The sequence below is a fragment of the Falsirhodobacter sp. alg1 genome, assembly GCF_000739715.2.
Taxonomy (GTDB): domain Bacteria; phylum Pseudomonadota; class Alphaproteobacteria; order Rhodobacterales; family Rhodobacteraceae; genus Falsirhodobacter.
The window spans coordinates 772,897-791,197 of the sequence record NZ_BBJC02000001.1; the positions used below are offsets into that span (position 1 = coordinate 772,897).

An 18,301-nucleotide genomic window follows, 5' to 3' on the forward strand; every position below is an offset into this window, starting at 1 on the left:
GTCGCCCCTTGTTGCCGTGAAATCACGCGCCCGTCACCCCCGCGCGATTGTCGCGGGGCGCTGTGTGGCATATGTTGGTCACATGTCGAATCCAGTCCGCTTCATCCATCTTCGCGTCCATACCGAGCATTCGCTTCTGGAAGGGGCAGTGCCGGTCAAAAAGCTGATCAAGCTATGCGAAGAGGCATCCATTCCTGCCATTGCCGTGACCGATACGAACAACATGTTCGGGGCGCTGGAATTTTCGGTACTGGCCTCGGGGGCAGGGGTGCAACCGATTGTCGGCTGTCAGGTGTCACTGGATTACGATCCGGCACAGCCGGGCGAAAAGCCACGTCCTGCCGCCCCCGTCGTTCTGCTGGCACAGAACGAAGACGGCTATATGAACCTTATGAAGCTGTCCTCTTGTCTTTATGTCGACAAGGGCGGGCAGCTGCCGCAGATCACGATGGAGGATCTGGCAAATCACGGCGCGGGGCTTATTGCGCTGACGGGCGGGCCTGACGGCCCACTGGGGCGGCTGATGCGCGCAGGCCAGCGGCCAAAGGCCGAGGCATTGCTGCGCCGCATGGCCGATATCTTCGGTGATCGCCTGTATGTCGAATTGCAGCGCCATCCGGGTGAGGGCGGACGCCTGCCCGAGGCCGAGGCCCTGACAGAACGGGGCCACGTCGAAATGGCCTATGCGATGGATTTGCCGCTGGTGGCGACAAATGACGTCTATTTTCCCAAGGCCTCCATGTATGAGGCGCATGATGCGCTGATCTGTATTGCCGAAGGGGCCTATGTCGATCAGCAACAGCCCCGCCGCCGCTTGACGCCGCAGCACTATTTCAAATCCGAAGCCGAGATGTGCGCGCTGTTCGCCGACCTGCCGGAGGCTCTGGCCAGTACCGTGGAGATCGCGCGGCGCTGTGCCTTCAAGGTGGCCAAGCGCCCGCCCATCCTGCCCCGCTTTGCCGAGGACGAGGTGGAGGAACTGCGCCGTCAGGCCCGTGCGGGTCTGGACCGGCGGCTGGCCGTCATTCCCCATGCGACCACGGTAGAGGAATACCACGCACGGCTGGATTTCGAGCTGGGCATCATCGAAAAGATGGGGTTTCCCGGCTATTTCCTGATTGTTGCCGATTTCATCAAATGGGCCAAAGGGCAGAATATTCCGGTGGGTCCGGGGCGCGGTTCGGGTGCGGGGTCGCTGGTTGCCTATGCGCTGACCATCACCGATCTTGATCCGCTGCGCTATGCCTTGCTGTTCGAACGGTTCCTGAACCCCGAACGGGTTTCGATGCCGGATTTCGATATCGACTTCTGCATGGACCGCCGGGAAGAGGTGATCCGCTATGTCCAGGGCAAATACGGCCGTGACAAGGTGGGCCAGATCATCACCTTCGGCGCGCTCTTGTCCAAGGCGGCGGTGCGCGATGTAGGGCGGGTTCTGCAGATTTCCTATGGGCAGGTGGACAGGCTATCAAAGCTGATTCCGCTGGAGGGGGTAAAACCTGTCTCCATCTCCAAGGCGCTGGCGGATGAGCCGCGTCTGCGTGAGGCCGCCAAGGAAGAGGTGGTCAAGCGCCTTCTGGATTACGGCCAGCAGGTGGAGGGGCTGCTCCGGAACGCCTCTACCCACGCGGCCGGTGTGGTGATCGGCGATCGTCCCCTGGATGCGCTGGTCCCGCTTTATCAGGATCCGCGGTCCGACATGCCGGCGACCCAGTTCAACATGAAGTGGGTCGAGGCTGCGGGCCTTGTCAAATTCGACTTTCTGGGTCTGAAGACCCTGACGGTGATCCAGAATGCGATCGACCTGATCCGCGCGGGCGGGCGGCAGTTGCATGAGGCGGCGGATGGCCGGGTTCTCTATACCCCGGAGCCGGGCACGGAGAATGACATCGGGCATATCCCGCTGGATGACGAGGCGACCTACCGGCTTTATGCCGCAGCCAAGACCGTGGCGGTGTTCCAGGTGGAATCCAGCGGCATGATGGATGCGCTGCGCCGCATGAAGCCGACCTGCATCGAGGATATCGTGGCGCTGGTGGCCCTGTACCGCCCGGGCCCGATGGAGAACATCCCCACCTATTGCGAGGTCAAGAACGGCGTCCGCGATCTGGAATCCATCCATCCGACCATCGATCATATTCTGGCCGAGACACAGGGCATCATCGTCTATCAGGAACAGGTGATGCAGATCGCGCAGGTCATGGGCGGCTATTCCTTGGGCGGGGCCGACCTGTTGCGCCGCGCGATGGGGAAAAAGATTGCCGAGGAGATGGCCAAGGAGCGTCCGAAGTTCATCAAGGGCGCGGCCGATACCCATAATATCGATGCGAAAAAGGCCGGGGAGGTTTTCGACCTTCTGGAAAAATTCGCCAACTACGGGTTCAACAAATCGCACGCTGCGGCCTATGCCGTGGTCAGCTACCAGACCGGCTGGCTGAAGGCGAACCACCCTGTGGAATTCATGGCAGGCGTCATGAATTGCGATATCGACCTGACCGACAAGCTGGCCGTTTACAAGCGTGAAGTGGACAAGCTGGGCATCGAAACGGTCCCGCCCTGTATCAACCGGTCCATGGCCACGTTCAGTGTCAGGGAGGGCAAGCTGGTATACGGCCTTGGCGCGCTGAAGAACGTCGGGGTCGAGGCGATGAAGATGATCGTGGCAGGGCGGGGGGATCGCCCGTTTGCCACGCTGTTCGATCTGGCGCGGCGGGTCGACCTGAAGCGGGTGGGCAAGCGGCCCATGGAAATGCTGGCCCGCGCCGGGGCCTTCGATCTTCTGGATTCCAACCGTGCGCGGGTTTTTGACGCGCTTGAGGGGTTGGTCGCCTATTCCGCTGCGGTGCATGAGGCGCGCGCCTCGGCGCAGGTGTCCCTGTTCGGCGAAGCGGGAGAGGACCTGCCGGAACCCCGCATCGGCAGCCGGGATGACTGGTTGCCGGTGGAGCGTTTAACCGAGGAGCATCTAGCCATCGGCTTCTATCTGTCGGGCCATCCTCTGGATGACTATATGGCCCCGCTGCGCCGGAAAAATGTCATGACGCTGACCGAACTTGCTGCCGCGGCCGAGGGCGGGCCCAAGGTGGCCAAGCTGGCGGGATCGGTGTCATCGAAACAGGAACGCAAATCTGCCAAGGGCAACCGTTTCGCCTTTGTCCAGCTATCGGACCCGACGGGCCTTTACGAGGTTACGGTATTCTCGGACACGCTGGAGCAGGCGCGCGATCTGCTGGAACCGGGCAAGAACGTGGTGCTGACGGTAGAGGCCAATCTGGAAGGCGACACGCTGAAGCTGCTGGCCCGTGCCGCGCAACCGATCGATTCGGTCGCGGCCGAAGCGGGGGGCGGCGGTTTCCGCATCCACCTGGAACGCGGAGAGGCCGCAGCCTCTGTCGCGGCCCTGTTTTCACGGCTTGCGTCCAACGCGCGGGGGGGCGGGGAAATCCGGTTCTGCGTGACGGACCCCGAGGGCCGCGAGATCGATCTGGCATTGCCAGCCCGTTATCCGGTGACACCGCAGATCAAGGGCGCGATCAAGGCGATGCAGGGTGTCGTGATGGTGGAGGATCTTTAGCCCAATATCCGCTTGGCGAAGGTGCGGGCGATCAGGATGCCCATCACGATCCGCATGACGTGATGCGCGGTGACATAGACCACGCTCAGCTGAATAGAGAGGGCGATAAGGCTCATCTCTGTCACCCCGCCGGGGGCAAAGGCCAGAAAGATGGCGGCTGGTGGCTGGTCGATGACATGCGCCAGCGCGCGGGTAAACACAAAGGCCACCCCGAGGCCGAACAGGACGTTCACAATCGTGAGCCGTATGGCCATGCCGATATGGCCCATCGGCAGGCCCGAGAACCGCGCGCCCAGCATGCATCCCACGATCACCTGCGTCACCGAAACCGCCCATACGGGGGGCACGGCGCTGGTCAGGCCCGTGGCATGCACCAATGCCGACATCAGGATCGGTCCCGTCATGACTGCCGCCGGAAACCGCAGACGTTTTGCGATCCAGGCCCCCGATATTGCCGCAGCCCCCAGAATGAACAGATCGGCCGGGCCCATCCCGCCATGCCCTCCAAGGCGCACGGCTGGGCCCACATGGATATCTGTCAGCAATGCAAAGGCCACGGGCACCAGCAGGATCGTCAGGATCAACCGCAGGAATTGCAGCAAGACCAGCATCTTCACATCGGCACCGACCTCTTCGCCCAGCATCACGCATTCGACCATTCCGGCGGGAACGGCCCCGAAATAGGCGGTTTTCGCATCCAGCGGGCCAAACCGGCGATAGAAGAAATAGCCGATGGCATGGACCACGGGGATGTACAGGCACAGGGCCAGCAGGCTGGGCCACCAGTTCACCATCTGGCGTGCCACCTCGGGCGTGAAATTCGCGCCGATGGCCACGCCTACAACGGGAATGAAGATGATGCGCAAAACGGGCGGCACCTGGATGCGCCGTCCCAAGGGGCGCAGCCCCAGTGCGGCGGCACCGCCCACGGCCAGCAACGATCCCAGAAGCAGGGCGATGGGCAGGCCGATGGCATAGGCGATGCCCCCGCCGATCGCGCCCAAGGTCAGGGTGATGCCCACTGCGGGCCAGTCAATCCGTGTGAACATCTGCATCAGGACAGGAAGCATCCTGCATCTGCAAAGACAAGGCGCGATCTGCGATTTACCAGTGCGGCGGGCGCTGATCGGCCAGAGGGACGGTTCCGCCCATGTCTGTCTGGCGTTCTGCCTCTCGTTCCATCAGCAGTCCGACGCGGCGCGACAGCCGGTCGATCTCCAGGCTCTGACGGGCCACGATCTCGGACATCTCGTCTACCGTTTTGCGCAAATGTGCGATTTCTTCTTCTGCACGGTCAATCCTGTCCACGTCGCCCCCTTTGCGCGGCTTGTCGTGACCGCGCCCTTCCGATATTGCCTTGGCCGTAGAATAGCGAAGGGTCCGACCATGGCCAAGGACAAGTCACCCCGCCGTCCGCGTGCGGAAACTCCCAAAGGCTTCCGCGATTATTTCGGCACGGATGTGACCGAACGCAAGGACATGCTCCATGCGATTGCCGAGGTGTATCATCGTTACGGCTTCGATCCGCTGGAAACCAGCGCCGTCGAGACGGTGGAGGCATTGGGCAAATTCCTTCCCGATGTGGACCGCCCGAATGAAGGTGTGTTCGGCTGGCAGGATGAGGATGACCAGTGGCTGGCGCTGCGCTATGATCTGACGGCGCCCTTGGCCCGTGTGGCGGCGCAGTTCCGCAACGATCTGCCCAGTCCTTACCGCCGCTATGCGATGGGGCCGGTGTGGCGCAACGAAAAGCCGGGCCCCGGTCGGTTCCGCCAGTTCTATCAATGCGATGCGGATACGGTTGGCGCGCCTTCGGTGGCGGCGGATGCCGAGATTTGCGCGATGCTGTCGGATTCGCTCGAAACCGTGGGCATTCCGCGCGGCGATTACATCGTGCGCGTGAACAACCGCAAGGTTCTGAACGGCGTGATGGAGGCTGCGGGCCTTTATGATGCCGCGGATCAGTCCCGCTTTGTCGAAGAGCGCGGGATCGTCCTGCGCGCGATCGACAAGCTGGACCGTCTGGGAGAGGCTGGCGTGCGTGCCCTGCTGGGCGAGGGGCGCAAGGATGCATCGGGCGATGTGACGAAGGGCGCCGGTCTGGCGACCGAGCAGGCCGAGATCGTGATGGGCTTCATGGCCGCCAAGCGTGCCACCGGCGGCGAAACCGCCCTGCGCCTGCGAGAGCTGGTCGGAACCTCGGCCACCGGGCTGGAGGGTGTGCAGGAGCTGGAAACGATCGCGGAGATCCTGGACCGTCAGGGATATGCCGCCGACCGGATCGAGGTTGATCCTTCGGTTGTGCGCGGTCTTGGCTATTACACCGGCCCCGTGTTCGAGGCGGAACTGACATTCGAGATCCTTGATGAAAAAGGGGCGAAGCGGCAGTTCGGATCGGTTGCGGGCGGCGGGCGATATGACGATCTGGTCAAGCGCTTTACGGGACAGGCCGTGCCGGCCACCGGTGTTTCCATCGGGGTTGACCGTCTGCTGGCCGCGTTGAGGGCGAAGGGCCGGATGGGCGGCGATGCGGCCGGCCCCGTGATCGTGACCGTGATGGATCGTGACCGCATGGCCGACTATATGGGGATGGCCGCCGATTTGCGGAATGCGGGCATCCGTGCCGAAGTTTACCTGGGCAATCCGAAGAACTTCGGAAACCAGCTGAAATACGCGGACAAACGTGCATCGCCCATCGCCGTCATCCAGGGCGGGGATGAATGCGCCAAGGGAACCGTGGTTCTGAAGGATCTGATCCTCGGGGCACGGATCGCCGAAGGCGCCAGCCTTGAGGAATGGAAGGCCCGCCCCGCGCAGGTCGAGATTCCGCGCGGTGATCTGGTTGCCGAAGTCAGAAAGATGCTGGGATGACCAAAGCCGCTGTTCGCCTTGAGGCCGAAGCGATCTTTGCCGCGTTTCAGGCGGCCGGAGGTGTTCCGGTCGAGGCGGATATCCTGCTGCCGGCCGAAGCCCTTCTGGACCTTTACGGCGAGGATATCCGTGCCCGTGCCTATACCACGCAGGATCCCCTGCGCGGTGAGATGATGCTGCGCCCCGATTTCACCGTTCCGGTGGTGCAGGCCCATATGGCGGATGGCGCGGACCCTGCGCGCTATGCCTACATGGGGGAGGTGTTCCGAAAGCAGGACAGCCTGACCCCCCGCGCCTCCGAATATTTTCAGGTCGGGTTCGAGGTTTTCGACCGTGCCTCCCCTGAACAGGCGGATGCCGAGGTGTTCGCGCTGATTTCCGACCTGCTGGCACCCCTGTCGCTGAACCCGACAACGGGCGATATCGGGATCCTGATGGCGGCGGTACGGGCGCTGGATACCACCCCGACCCGTATTGCGGCCCTGCTGCGCCACGTCTGGCGTCCGCGCAGGTTCCGCCATCTTCTGGATCGTTATGCCGGTCGCGTGGCCCCGCATCCGGCGCGGCTGCGTCTGCTGAAGGCGCTGGACGAAGGCAAACTGCCAAAAACCGGCCCGCATATCGGAATGCGTTCCGCCTCCGAGATTGCGGCCCGCATCCATGCCCTCGCCGAGGATGCCGATACGCCCCCCATTCCGGCCCGGCAGGCCGAATTGCTGGATGATCTGCTGTCGTTGACGGCGCCCTCGCCGGTGGCTCTGGAGCGGCTGCGCGACATGGCCGTGGACATGCCTGCCATTTCCGCCGCGGTGGAGAGGTTTGCCGACCGCCTGTCCGCGATGGCGGCGCGGGGGATCGATGTCAGCACCCTTCCGTTCGAGATGGGCCATGGCCGTTCAACACTGGAATATTACGACGGCTTTGTGTTCGAGTTCCATTCAAGCGATCTGTCGTTGCCCTCTATTGCTGCAGGTGGGCGATATGATGCGCTGACGCAGGTTCTGGGGCAGGGGCGTTCCATTCCGGCCGTGGGTGGCATGATCCGCCCGCATCTGGTGGCCCAGCTGAAAGGTGCCGCATGACCCTAAAGATCGGTGTGCCGTCCAAAGGGCGGCTGATGGAAAAGACATTCGACTGGTTCGGTGCCCGCGGTGTGCAGATGCGCCGCACGGGCAACGAGCGCGAATATTCCGGCGCGGTGGACGGGATCGAGGGCATCCAGATGGTGCTGCTGTCCGCCGGTGAGATTCCGCGAGAGCTGTCGGCAGGACGCATCCACCTGGGCGTTACCGGATCGGATCTGGTACGGGACAAGCTGGCGGATTGGTCGATGCAGGTGGCTGAAGTGGCACCCCTGCGGTTCGGTCATGCCGATCTGATCCTGGCCGTTCCGTCCTGCTGGGTGGATGTGGATACTCTGGACGATCTGGACGCTGCGGCCTCGGCCTTTCGGCGCACGCACGGGTTCCGTCTGCGCATCGCCACGAAATATCACCGTCTGGTGCGCGATTACCTGACCGCGAACGGCGTGGCGGATTACCAGTTGGTGGACAGTCAGGGGGCGACCGAGGGCACCATCCGCAACCTGACCGCCGAGGCGATCGCCGATATCACCTCTACCGGAGAGACGTTGCGGGCCAACCACCTGAAGGTGCTGGAGGATGCCGTGATCCACCGGTCGCAGGCCACGCTTTATGCCGCACGGAACAGCGATTGGGATGCAGGACTTCCGGTGCTGCGGACCCTACTGGGCCAGTTGGGGCTGGCGATGCCCGATCTGATCCACCGGCATTAACGCAGGCCCATTTCCGACAGGGCGCGGGCCAGATCCGCGGGCAGCGGCTCTTCGTGGTCGCGGCCCGCGGGGACGTCCGCCGGCGCATCTGCCGGGGCAAGATACCGCCAGCCCTGAAAGGCGCGGCGGGGCTGGGCCTCGGTCTGCACAACAGCAGGGTCCAGCACCAGGGCGCATCGGCGGATCCCGTCGTCGCCCGTGGTTTCCTCCAGCCCGATCAGGCGTTGTCGGGCCAGAACCAATCCCTTGAAAATCCAGTAGATGGAACCGCCGTCCAGCAGTTCGGCCTCCCGCTTGGGCCACATGCGGGTTATGTGGCGCGGCGCACCGTTCCAGTAGGTTTGCTGCCGCAGGATCAGATCCTCCGGTTTTTCGGCGCCGACACAGAGTTTTACAAGATGCAAGGTCATACCGCATAGATAAGTCGCCACCACCGCCGCGTCCATCCGTCGCAAGGGAATATGGGCGCAATGCGCATGGTCCTTGCAAAAACGGTTGTGTGCTGGCTTTGTGGCGGGTAATCGCACTTGCGTGATCCGCGTCATGCGAAAATCATTCGAGGGCGAGGATATGTTTGCGAAGGGGCCAACCAATGGTCCGCGCACCAACCGGAGGTAATTCATGAAATTCGCCCAACTTCTGGCCGTCTCGACCCTTGCGGTCATGGCTGCCGCTGGCGCGCACGCCAAAACGCTGGTTTACTGCTCCGAAGGCTCCCCCGAGGGGTTCGATGTCGCAACGACGACATCCGGCACCACGATGGATGCCTCGAGCGATGCCATGTTCAACGGTCTGGTGGAATTTGCCCCCGGTACCACGAATGTAGAACCCGGCCTTGCTGAAAGCTGGGATGTTTCCGAAGACGGCCTGGAATACACGTTCCACCTGCGTTCGGGCATCAAGTTCCACACGACGGATTACTTCACCCCCAGCCGTGAAATGAATGCCGATGACGTGATCGCATCGTTCCTGCGTCAGGGTGATCCGGAAAGCCCGTGGGCCAGCTATCTGCCCGGCGTGACCTATGAATATTACAGCGCCATGGAAATGCCCACGCTGATCAAGGAAATCCAGAAGGTTGACGATCTGACGGTCAAATTCGTCCTGACCCGTCCCGAGGCTCCTTTCCTTGCAAACCTCGCGATGCCCTTCGCATCCATCATGTCCAAGGAATATATGGACAAGCTGGAGGCCGAGGGCAACATGGCCGCGCTGAACAGCGAGCCTGTCGGCACCGGTCCCTACCAGTTCATCGCCTACCAGCCCGATGCCGTGATCCGCTACCAGTCAAACCCCGACTATTTCAAGGGTGTGCAGAAGATCGACGATCTGATCTTTGCGATCACCCCCGATCCGGCAGTCCGTCGCCAGCGTCTGGAAGCGGGCGAATGCCAGATCATGCCCTATCCGGCCCCTGCCGATATCGAGGCGCTGAAATCCAATGACAATCTGACCGTCATGGAACAGCCGGGCCTGAACGTTGCCTATCTGGCATACAATACGACGCAGGCACCTTTCGATAACCCCGAGGTGCGGACCGCGCTGAACATGGCCATGAACAAGCAGGCCATCGTGGATGCCGTGTTCCAGGGCACGGGCGTTGTTGCAAAGAACCCGCTGCCCCCGACCATGTGGAGCTATAACGACGCGGTCGAGGATAATGCCTACGATCCGGAAAAGGCCAAGCAGATGCTGGCGGATGCCGGCGTAGAGAACCTCGATATGGAAGTCTGGGCAATGCCGGTGCAGCGCCCCTACATGCCGAACGCGCGCCGCGTGGCCGAGCTGATCCAGTCGGATTTTGCACAGGTCGGTGTGAACGTCTCGATCGTGTCCTACGAGTGGGGTGAATACCTCAAACGCTCCACCGACCCGGAGCGCAAGGGGGCCGTTATTCTGGGCTGGACCGGGGATAATGGCGATCCGGACAACTTCCTTGCCGTTCTTCTGGGCTGTGCCGCAACCGGTGACGGTGGATCCAACCGCGCGCAATGGTGCAACGAGGATTTCGATGCGCTGATCCAGCAGGCCAAGGTCACGACCGATCAGGCAGAGCGTACGCGCCTGTACGAAGAGGCTCAGGTCATCTTCAAGGAGCAGAACCCCTGGGCGACGCTGGCACACTCCAACGTGTTCATGCCCATGTCGAAAGATGTGACGGGCTATGTTATGAACCCGCTTGGCCGCCACAGCTTTGAGGGCGTCGATATCGCCGAGTAATCGGCTAAGACGGACACCGGCGCGTCGGGAGGGAGAAATCCCTTCCGGCGCGCCTCTAACGTTTCGGGACTTCGATGATCAGATTTCTTTTGGGCAAGTTGGCCTATCTGATCCCGACCTTTATCGGGATTACTATCGTTGCCTTCGGGTTTGTCCGGCTGTTGCCGGGTGATCCGGTGCTGCTGATGGCCGGCGAGCGGGGGATCTCTCCCGAACGGCACGCGCAGCTTTCGGCACAACTCGGGTTCGACCGCCCCCTGGTGGTGCAATACCTCGACTTTATCGGAGGGCTGTTCCAGGGTGATTTCGGTACATCGCTGGCAACCCGCCGTCCTGTGCTGGGAGAGTTTCTGACGCTGTTCCCCGCCACGGTGGAACTGTCGGTTTGCGCCATCATTCTGGCCACGCTGATCGGCATTCCGCTGGGTATCTTTGCCGCGATCAAGCGGGGCAGTGCCTTTGATCAGGTTTCCATGGGCGCCGCCCTGGTGGGCTATTCCATGCCGATCTTCTGGTGGGGCCTGCTGCTGATCATCCTGTTCTCGGGAATTCTGGGCTGGACGCCGGTTTCCGGCCGGATCGACCTTTTGTATTTCTTCCGGAACGGTACGGGCTTCATGCTGATCGACTCTCTCATGTCGGGGCAGAAGGGGGCGTTCACCTCGGCGGTCAGCCACCTGATCCTGCCTTCCATCGTTCTGGCGACCATCCCCATGGCCGTTATTGCCCGCCAGTCGCGGTCTGCCATGCTGGAGGTGCTGTCCGAGGATTATGTCCGCACCGCCCGTGCCAAAGGCATGTCGGCCTGGCGCGTCGTCGGGGTCCACGCCCTGCGGAACGCGATGATCCCTGTCATCACAACCATCGGTCTGCAGATCGGTGTGATGATGGCGGGTGCCATCCTGACCGAAACGATCTTTTCCTGGCCCGGCGTGGGCAAATGGATGATCGATTCCATTTCCCGCCGTGATTACCCGTCGGTTCAGGGCGGTCTGTTGCTGATCGCAGCGGTCGTCATGATCGTGAACCTGATCGTCGATCTGCTGTACGGCATCATCAACCCGCGCATCCGGCATTCGTGAGGCTCGCATGACCACATCATCCGATACCCAATCCGAACGGGGCCGCGCGCTGCGGGAGTTCTGGTTCTATTTTTCCGAAAACCGCGGGGCCGTCATTGGCCTCGGCATTTTCGTCCTCTTGCTGCTGACTGCGGTTTTCGCGCCGCTGTTGGCGCCGCATGACCCGATCCAGCAGTATCGGGATTTCTTGCTGACGCCACCTTCGTGGCAGGAAGGCGGCAGTTCGCAGTTCCTGCTTGGCACCGATGCGGTGGGCCGTGATCTGCTGTCACGCCTGATTTTCGGTGCGCGTCAGTCGCTGATCATCGGTGCGGTCGTGGTGACCATTGCCGTGACCGGCGGGATTATCCTTGGCCTCGTGTCCGGATTCTTTGGCGGATGGGTCGATACCGTGATCATGCGTGTGATGGATGTGATCCTTGCCTTTCCGTCACTGCTTCTGGCGCTGGTGATGGTTGCCATCCTTGGGCCGGGTCTGATGAACGCGATGATCGCCATCGCGATCGTGCTGCAACCGCATTTCGCCCGTCTGACCCGCGCCGCCGTGATGGCGGAAAAGGAACGTGAATATGTCATGGCGGCCCGTGTTGCCGGGGCAGGGCGCATCCGTCTGATGGTCCGCACGATCCTGCCGAACTGTCTGGCACCGCTGATCGTGCAGGGAACCCTGTCGTTTTCATCGGCGGTTCTGGACGCAGCAGCGCTCGGCTTTCTGGGCATGGGGGCACAGCCGCCTTTGCCGGAATGGGGCACCATGCTGGCCGAGGCACGGGAATTCATTCTCAGCGCGTGGTGGGTCGTGACCTTCCCCGGTCTGGCCATCCTGATCACGGTCCTTGCGATCAACCTTGTCGGCGACGGTCTGCGTGATGCGCTTGACCCGAAACTGAAGCGGAGCTGAGCCATGGCCCTTCTGGAAATCCGAAACCTCAACGTCAGCTTCGACACATCCTCCGGCCCGTTTCACGCGGTCAAGGGGTTGGACCTGACCGTGCATGAACGCGAAGTGCTGGCAATCGTCGGTGAATCCGGTTCCGGCAAATCGGTGTCGATGCTGGCCGCAATGGGCCTCCTGCCCAAAAGCGCGAAGGTCACCGCCGATGTGCTGCAATTTCAGGGTCGTGATCTGCTGACCATGTCGGACAAGGAGCGTCGCTCCATCGTCGGGCGGGAGATCTCCATGATCTTCCAGGAACCGATCGCCTCGTTGAACCCGTGTTTCACCGTGGGCTACCAGATCGAGGAGGTGCTGCGCGCCCATCTGGGTCTGGGCCGGAATGAGCGGCGCAAGCGCGCGATCGAACTGTTCAGCGCTGTCGGCATTCCCGATCCTGAAAAACGCCTGTCCTCCTATCCGCACCAGATGTCGGGCGGGCAGTGCCAGCGGGTGATGATCGCCATTGCCATCGCGTGCAAACCCAGACTGCTGATCGCGGACGAACCGACAACGGCGCTGGATGTCACGATCCAGAAGCAGATCCTCGATCTGCTGATGACGTTGCAGGAAGATACCGGCATGGGGATGATCATGATCACCCATGATATGGGCGTCGTGGCCGAAACCGCCGACCGCGTCATCGTCAAATACAAGGGCCGGATGATGGAGCAGGCGGACGTCCTGACCCTGTTCGAGGCACCGTCGCATCCCTATACCAAGGCGTTGCTCTCGGCCTTGCCCGAACACGCCACGGGGGATCGTCTGTCCACGGTTTCCGATTTCCTTGATCCCGCCACATTGCAGGAGGGGCCGCTATGACCGCAGTTCTCGAGGCACGCCATATCGTTCGCGATTACCCCGTTGCGGGCGGTTTCCTTCGCAAGGACAGCGCCGTGCGGGCATTGAACGACGTCTCGTTCCGCGTGGAGCAAGGCAAGACGCTGGCCATCGTAGGCGAATCCGGCTGCGGAAAATCCACGCTGGCCCGTATTCTGACGCTGATCGATCCGGCCACGGCCGGAGAGCTGCTGATCGACGGGGAAGCCGTCAATCTGGCTGGAATGAACGCCGAATTGCGCCGCAAGGTCCAGATCGTGTTCCAGAATCCCTACGGCAGCCTGAACCCGCGCCAGAAGGTCGGCGACATGCTGATGGAGCCGCTGGTTCTGAACACGAAGGACAATGCCAAGCTCCGGCGTGAAAAGGCCATGGCCATGCTGACCCGCGTCGGCCTGATGCCCGAGCATTTCAACCGCTATCCCCACATGTTCTCGGGGGGGCAGCGGCAACGGCTGGCAATTGCGCGGGCATTGATGGTGAATCCGCGCCTGCTGGTGCTGGACGAACCTGTTTCGGCGCTGGATCTGTCGGTGCAGGCGCAGGTGCTGAACCTGCTGGCCGATCTTCAGGATGAATTCAACCTGACCTATGTGTTCATCAGCCACGACCTTTCGGTCGTCCGCTATATCGCGGATGAGGTGATGGTCATGTTCAAGGGTGAGGTTGTTGAATACGGCACCCGCGATGCGGTGTTCGATGCCCCCCAGCACGCCTATACGCAAAAGCTGTTCAGTGCGACGCCCGTCACGGATATCGAGGCGATCCGCGCCCGTGTGGCACGCCGACGCGCCGCAGGGATCGGCAGTGCCGCCTAGGCGGCTTGTCATGGCCCCCTCTCGGACATAGACACTTACCTATCTTGTCCGAGAGGTTCTGCCATGCGTCCTGCCAGTCTGCAGGTGATGACGGTGTATGCGACGCTGACGGCAATCATATTTGCCCTTGGCGCGTCCATTCCGACGCCGCTTTATCCTGTGTACCAGCGGGCCTTTGATCTGGCGCCGTTCCAGATCACGCTGATCTTCGCAATCTATATCGTGGCGCTTCTGTTCACCCTGCTGACGCTGGGGCGATTGTCGAACCATCTTGGGCGCAAGCCGGTGATCGCGGGGGCGCTGATGGGCAATCTTGCGGCGCTGGTGCTATTCCTGACATCCGAAAGCTACGAGAGCCTGTTGGTTGCCCGTTTCGTGCAGGGGATGGCCATGGGGGTGGCGGTGCCGACCTGTGGCGCAACCATCGTCGATTCCGATCACGAACGGGGGCCGGTTCTCAATTCGGTCGTGCCGTTCATCGGCATGTCGATCGGGGCGCTTTGTACTGCCAGTCTGGTGACATGGGCCCCTTTGCCCATGATGCTGCCCTACGCCTTCGTGGGGGCGCTGACTTTTCTGGCGCTGGTTGCCCTATGGGCGATGCCGGAGACGACGCCGCGCCATCCTGGGGCCTTGGCATCGCTGATTCCCAGCCTGGGGGTGCCGCACCATGCCCGCAGGCAGTTCTATCGCCTGATCCCTGCGGTCTTGTCGGGGTGGGCGCTGGCCGGGCTGTACATGTCGCTTATGCCGACCATTCTGCATAAGGCGCTGAACACCGATTCCGAATTCGTGACGGGTGTTCTGGTCTGCATGCTGATGGGCAGTGCCGGGGTCGCCGTGATGGTCGGCCGCAAACGGCCCGCCGCGCGGATGATGATTTTCGGGACAATGGGGCTGATTGCGGGCATTCCCCTGACGCTGGCAGGAGTGCAGGCAGGGTATGCGCCGCTGCTGTTTCTAGGCACGATTATCGCAGGCGCAGGGCAGGGGCTGGTCTTTTCTGCCATCATGCGGTTGCTGCTGCCGCTTGCCCAAGGGCACGAGCGTGCCGCGATGCTGTCCACATTCTTTGCGATCAGCTATTTCTGCTTTGCGGCACCGGCCGTGCTGGCAGGAATGGCGGTGCCGGTCATCGGGCTTCTGAATGTGGCCTATGTGTACGGGCTGGTGATTCTGGCCGCACTGGTCTGCGCCACGATCGGCCTGCTGCGGGTTCCGGCGCCACGCACCTGTTGACACCGGGTGTCCTGCCTGTATAAGCGCGCGATCCGGCGGTAGCGTCGGGTTTTTCATTGGTGTTGGTGGCCCCCGCAAGGGGATGACCTGTCGCCCCGCAAGGGGAAAGGACAACGCCCTTCATTGCAAGGAGATCAGCGGTGACCAAACGCACCTCTGCCAAGTACAAACTTGACCGCCGTATGGGCGAAAACATCTGGGGCCGTCCGAAGTCCCCGGTGAACAAGCGTGAATACGGCCCGGGCCAGCACGGCCAGCGTCGCAAGAACAAGCTGTCGGACTTCGGTATCCAGCTGCGCGCGAAACAAAAGCTCAAAGGCTACTATGGCGATCTGACGGAAAAGCAATTCCGCCGCATCTTCGCTGAAGCCGAGCGTGTAAAAGGCGACACCAGCGAAGCCCTCATCGGCCTTCTGGAGCGTCGTCTGGATACGATCGTTTACCGTGCGAAATTCGTACCGACCGTATTCGCTGCACGTCAGTTCGTGAACCACGGCCACGTTCTGGTCAACGGCAAGCGCGTGAACATCGGTTCGTACCGCGTTCGCGAAGGCGACGTTGTCGAGGTCAAGCAATCCTCCAAGCAACTGGCTATCGTTCTTGAAGCTGTTGCTCTGGCCGAGCGCGATGTTCCTGACTACATCGAGGTTGACCACTCCAAGATGACGGCAACCTTCACGCGCACTCCGGGCCTGTCCGATGTGCCGTATGCTGTTGTCATGGAACCGAATCTGGTCGTCGAATTCTACGCTCAGAACTGATCCTGCGTTCAGGTTTTGTATTGGAAGCCGCTGCGGATCTCCGCGGCGGCTTTTTTAATGTGCGGCCTTAGGGTCGCAGCCATGCGGTAGTGGGACTGCCATCCGTGATTTCTTCTGGCAACGGGGGCGGGGCACCGCTAGAACCCGAGGACCAGAGGACAGGATCATGACCGACGCCATCGTACCCCAACCCGGAATTCTTGACATTGCCCTTTACGAGGGTGGCAAAAGTCATGTGGCCGGGGTGACAAATGCGCTGAAGCTTTCATCGAATGAAAACCCCGCGGGGCCTTCGGAAAAGGCGAAAGAAGCCTTTTTGCGCAGCGTTCACACCCTTCACCGATATCCCGGAACCGACCACGCTTCCTTGCGTCAGGCCATTGCCGAGGTGCACGGGCTGGATGCGGGCCGCGTGATCTGCGGTGTGGGTTCGGATGAAATCATTACCTTCCTGTGTCAGGCCTATGCCGGACCGGGGGATGAGGTTCTGTTCACCGAGCATGGCTTTCTGATGTACCGCATTTCGGCCTTGGCGGTTGGCGCCACGCCGGTCGAGGTGTCTGAGCGGGAACGGACGGCAGATGTCGATGCCCTGCTGGCGGCCTGCACCGAAAAGACCAGGCTGGTTTTCATCGCCAATCCGAACAATCCGACAGGCACGATGATTTCGGGCGCCGAAGTGGCGCGTCTTGCGGCCAATCTGCCCCCCCAGGCCATTCTGGTGCTGGATGGTGCCTATGCGGAATATGTTCAGGGGTTCGACGCCGGGTTGAATCTGGTCGAGGCGCGGTCGAATGTGGTGATGACCCGGACCTTCTCCAAAATCTACGGCCTGGGCGGTTTGCGCGTGGGGTGGGGCTATGGCCCGAAGGCGATCATCGATGTGCTGAACCGCATCCGCGGCCCGTTCAACCTGTCCACCACCCAACAGGAGGTGGCCGAGGCTGCCGTGCGCGATCAGGAGTGGGTGCAGAAATGCCGGCAGGAAAATGCGCGCTGGCGCGTGTGGCTGGCCGAGGCGCTTGCCGAAATCGGGGTGCCTTCCGATACCTCGATGGCCAATTTCATTCTGGCGCGTTTTGCCGATGCCGATGAGGCTGCTGCCTGTGATACTTTCCTGCAAAGCCAGGGGCTGATCGTGCGCCGCGTCACCAGCTACAAGCTTCCGCACTGCCTGCGCATCACCATCGGGGATGAGGCGTCGAGCCGTCGCGTTGCCCATGCCATCGCCCAGTTCAAGGGCCTGCGTTGATGGTCTATGAGCGCGTGGCCCTTATCGGGCTGGGGCTGATCGCATCATCGATGGGCCATGCGATCCGGGCGGCAGGCCTGGCGCAGGAGGTTCGTGGCTTCGATATTGATGCCTCCGTGCGGGAAGAGGCGCGGGATGTCGGCTTCTGTACAGAGGTATGCGACACACTGGCCGAGGCTGTGTCAGGCGCCGATCTGGTGGTTCTGGCGGTTCCGGTAGGGGCTATGGCCGCCGTTGCCGCTGAAATGGCCCCGCATCTGGCTGCGGGCGCAACGGTTACGGATACAGGATCGGTCAAGCAGGCAGTCATCGCTGCCGTCGGCCCGCATCTGCCCGAAGGTGTGCATTTCATTCCGGGCCACCCTTTGGCCGGGACGGAATATTCCGGCCCCAGATCCGGCTTTGCCACGCTGTTCCGGAACCGCTGGTGCCTGTTGATCGATGACGGTGTGGACCCTGCCGCCCTGCAGCGCCTTCGCACGTTGTGGGAAGGGATGGGCGCCAATGTCGATGCCATGGATGCCGCGCATCATGATGTGGTCATGGCAGTTGTTTCCCACACACCGCACCTGATTGCCTATACCATGGTCGGCGTGGCCGAGCATGTGCGCCGCGTTTCGGACAGCGAAATCATCAAGTATTCCGCATCGGGGTTCCGCGATTTCACACGGATCGCCTCCAGTGATCCGACGATGTGGCGCGATGTGTTCCTTACGAACAAGGATGCGGTACTGGATATCCTCGGCCGGTTTTCCGAAGAACTATTCGCCCTTCAGCGGGCAATCAGGACCGAAGACGGGCCACTGCTGCACGATTATTTCACACGGACGCGTGCCATCCGGCGCAGTATCGTAGAGGCAAAGCAGGACACCGCAGCGCCTGACTTTGGCCGGTCCGGCGGCGAGGCGCGGTAAC

At 61.9% G+C, this 18,301-nt stretch carries 16 protein-coding genes; 13 read left to right on the forward strand and 3 right to left on the reverse strand.

Features of this window, described 5'->3' with window-relative positions; translation table 11 throughout:
* Positions 1-82 precede the first annotated feature (82 nt).
* Positions 83-3,574, forward strand: coding sequence for a DNA polymerase III subunit alpha (gene dnaE / locus TR36_RS03805; RefSeq protein ID WP_062762483.1), 3,492 nt, complete (start codon positions 83-85; stop codon positions 3,572-3,574).
* Here the strand turns inward: dnaE and TR36_RS03810 are convergent.
* Positions 3,571-4,629, reverse strand: a complete 1,059-nt coding sequence (locus tag TR36_RS03810; protein WP_192841309.1) for an AbrB family transcriptional regulator — start codon at positions 4,627-4,629, stop codon at positions 3,571-3,573. The genes dnaE and TR36_RS03810 overlap by 4 nt on opposite strands.
* A gap of 49 nt (positions 4,630-4,678) precedes the next feature.
* Positions 4,679-4,882: a SlyX family protein gene (locus TR36_RS03815; protein WP_045387100.1), complete on the reverse strand. Its 204-nt coding sequence runs from the start codon at positions 4,880-4,882 to the stop codon at positions 4,679-4,681.
* 78 nt (positions 4,883-4,960) lie between these two features.
* Here TR36_RS03815 and hisS point away from each other — a divergent pair, with 78 nt between their 5' ends.
* The 3 genes from hisS to hisG are packed head-to-tail and all read left to right on the forward strand — an operon-like array spanning position 4,961 to position 8,240.
* Positions 4,961-6,445 (forward strand): histidine--tRNA ligase, encoded by a 1,485-nt coding sequence (gene hisS, locus TR36_RS03820; RefSeq protein WP_045387097.1) that lies wholly within the window; start codon positions 4,961-4,963, stop codon positions 6,443-6,445.
* Positions 6,442-7,527, forward strand: coding sequence for an ATP phosphoribosyltransferase regulatory subunit (locus TR36_RS03825; protein WP_045387094.1), 1,086 nt, complete (start codon positions 6,442-6,444; stop codon positions 7,525-7,527). The genes hisS and TR36_RS03825 overlap by 4 nt, the downstream gene beginning before the upstream one ends.
* Entirely contained in the window at positions 7,524-8,240 is a 717-nt protein-coding gene (hisG, locus tag TR36_RS03830; RefSeq protein WP_045387092.1) for an ATP phosphoribosyltransferase, read from the forward strand. The genes TR36_RS03825 and hisG overlap by 4 nt, the downstream gene beginning before the upstream one ends.
* On the opposite strand, the gene TR36_RS03835 is transcribed toward hisG, so the two are convergent.
* On the reverse strand, positions 8,237-8,650 hold the full coding sequence (locus TR36_RS03835) for a DUF1489 family protein (protein ID WP_045388671.1): 414 nt from the start codon (positions 8,648-8,650) through the stop codon (positions 8,237-8,239). The two genes, hisG and TR36_RS03835, sit on opposite strands and share 4 nt — an antisense overlap.
* A 211-nt stretch (positions 8,651-8,861) precedes the next feature.
* On the opposite strand from TR36_RS03835, the gene TR36_RS03840 reads away from it, so the two are divergent.
* The 9 genes from TR36_RS03840 (at position 8,862) to TR36_RS03880 (ending at position 18,300) form a co-directional block, all read left to right on the forward strand.
* On the forward strand, positions 8,862-10,460 hold the full coding sequence (locus TR36_RS03840) for an ABC transporter substrate-binding protein (RefSeq protein ID WP_045387090.1): 1,599 nt from the start codon (positions 8,862-8,864) through the stop codon (positions 10,458-10,460).
* Positions 10,461-10,534: 74 nt separating this feature from the next.
* Positions 10,535-11,542 carry an ABC transporter permease subunit gene (locus TR36_RS03845; RefSeq protein ID WP_045387087.1) on the forward strand — a complete coding sequence of 336 codons (1,008 nt, stop codon included), beginning with the start codon at positions 10,535-10,537 and terminating at the stop codon, positions 11,540-11,542.
* A gap of 7 nt (positions 11,543-11,549) precedes the next feature.
* On the forward strand, positions 11,550-12,443 hold the full coding sequence (locus tag TR36_RS03850; protein WP_045387085.1) for an ABC transporter permease subunit: 894 nt from the start codon (positions 11,550-11,552) through the stop codon (positions 12,441-12,443).
* A 3-nt stretch (positions 12,444-12,446) separates the two neighbouring features.
* A complete protein-coding gene (locus TR36_RS03855) occupies positions 12,447-13,298 on the forward strand; it encodes an ABC transporter ATP-binding protein (RefSeq protein WP_082714826.1) in 852 nt (283 codons plus the stop codon).
* Positions 13,295-14,134, forward strand: coding sequence for a dipeptide ABC transporter ATP-binding protein (locus tag TR36_RS03860; protein ID WP_045387083.1), 840 nt, complete (start codon positions 13,295-13,297; stop codon positions 14,132-14,134). The genes TR36_RS03855 and TR36_RS03860 overlap by 4 nt, the downstream gene beginning before the upstream one ends.
* A gap of 63 nt (positions 14,135-14,197) precedes the next feature.
* Positions 14,198-15,373, forward strand: coding sequence for an MFS transporter (locus TR36_RS03865; RefSeq protein ID WP_045387081.1), 1,176 nt, complete (start codon positions 14,198-14,200; stop codon positions 15,371-15,373).
* A 140-nt stretch (positions 15,374-15,513) separates the two neighbouring features.
* Positions 15,514-16,134 (forward strand): 30S ribosomal protein S4, encoded by a 621-nt coding sequence (gene rpsD, locus TR36_RS03870; RefSeq protein WP_045387079.1) that lies wholly within the window; start codon positions 15,514-15,516, stop codon positions 16,132-16,134.
* A gap of 166 nt (positions 16,135-16,300) precedes the next feature.
* Positions 16,301-17,386 (forward strand): histidinol-phosphate transaminase, encoded by a 1,086-nt coding sequence (gene hisC / locus TR36_RS03875; RefSeq protein ID WP_045387077.1) that lies wholly within the window; start codon positions 16,301-16,303, stop codon positions 17,384-17,386.
* Positions 17,383-18,300: a prephenate/arogenate dehydrogenase family protein gene (locus TR36_RS03880; RefSeq protein WP_045387076.1), complete on the forward strand. Its 918-nt coding sequence runs from the start codon at positions 17,383-17,385 to the stop codon at positions 18,298-18,300. The genes hisC and TR36_RS03880 overlap by 4 nt, the downstream gene beginning before the upstream one ends.
* The last annotated feature ends 1 nt before the right edge of the window (position 18,301 follow it).

Excerpts from the sequence above, each read along its gene's own strand:
- hisG (WP_045387092.1), top strand. The coding sequence starts at position 7,524 with ATGACCCTAAAGATCGGTGTGCCGTCCAAAGGGCGGCTGATGGAAAAG.
- TR36_RS03810 (WP_192841309.1), bottom strand. The coding sequence starts at position 4,629 with ATGCAGATGTTCACACGGATTGACTGGCCCGCAGTGGGCATCACCCTG.
- TR36_RS03840 (WP_045387090.1), top strand. The coding sequence starts at position 8,862 with ATGAAATTCGCCCAACTTCTGGCCGTCTCGACCCTTGCGGTCATGGCT.
- TR36_RS03835 (WP_045388671.1), bottom strand. The coding sequence starts at position 8,650 with ATGACCTTGCATCTTGTAAAACTCTGTGTCGGCGCCGAAAAACCGGAG.
- dnaE (WP_062762483.1), top strand. The coding sequence starts at position 83 with ATGTCGAATCCAGTCCGCTTCATCCATCTTCGCGTCCATACCGAGCAT.
- hisC (WP_045387077.1), top strand. The coding sequence starts at position 16,301 with ATGACCGACGCCATCGTACCCCAACCCGGAATTCTTGACATTGCCCTT.
- TR36_RS03860 (WP_045387083.1), top strand. The coding sequence starts at position 13,295 with ATGACCGCAGTTCTCGAGGCACGCCATATCGTTCGCGATTACCCCGTT.
- TR36_RS03865 (WP_045387081.1), top strand. The coding sequence starts at position 14,198 with ATGCGTCCTGCCAGTCTGCAGGTGATGACGGTGTATGCGACGCTGACG.
- TR36_RS03850 (WP_045387085.1), top strand. The coding sequence starts at position 11,550 with ATGACCACATCATCCGATACCCAATCCGAACGGGGCCGCGCGCTGCGG.
- TR36_RS03845 (WP_045387087.1), top strand. The coding sequence starts at position 10,535 with ATGATCAGATTTCTTTTGGGCAAGTTGGCCTATCTGATCCCGACCTTT.
- hisS (WP_045387097.1), top strand. The coding sequence starts at position 4,961 with ATGGCCAAGGACAAGTCACCCCGCCGTCCGCGTGCGGAAACTCCCAAA.
- TR36_RS03825 (WP_045387094.1), top strand. The coding sequence starts at position 6,442 with ATGACCAAAGCCGCTGTTCGCCTTGAGGCCGAAGCGATCTTTGCCGCG.
- TR36_RS03855 (WP_082714826.1), top strand. The coding sequence starts at position 12,447 with ATGGCCCTTCTGGAAATCCGAAACCTCAACGTCAGCTTCGACACATCC.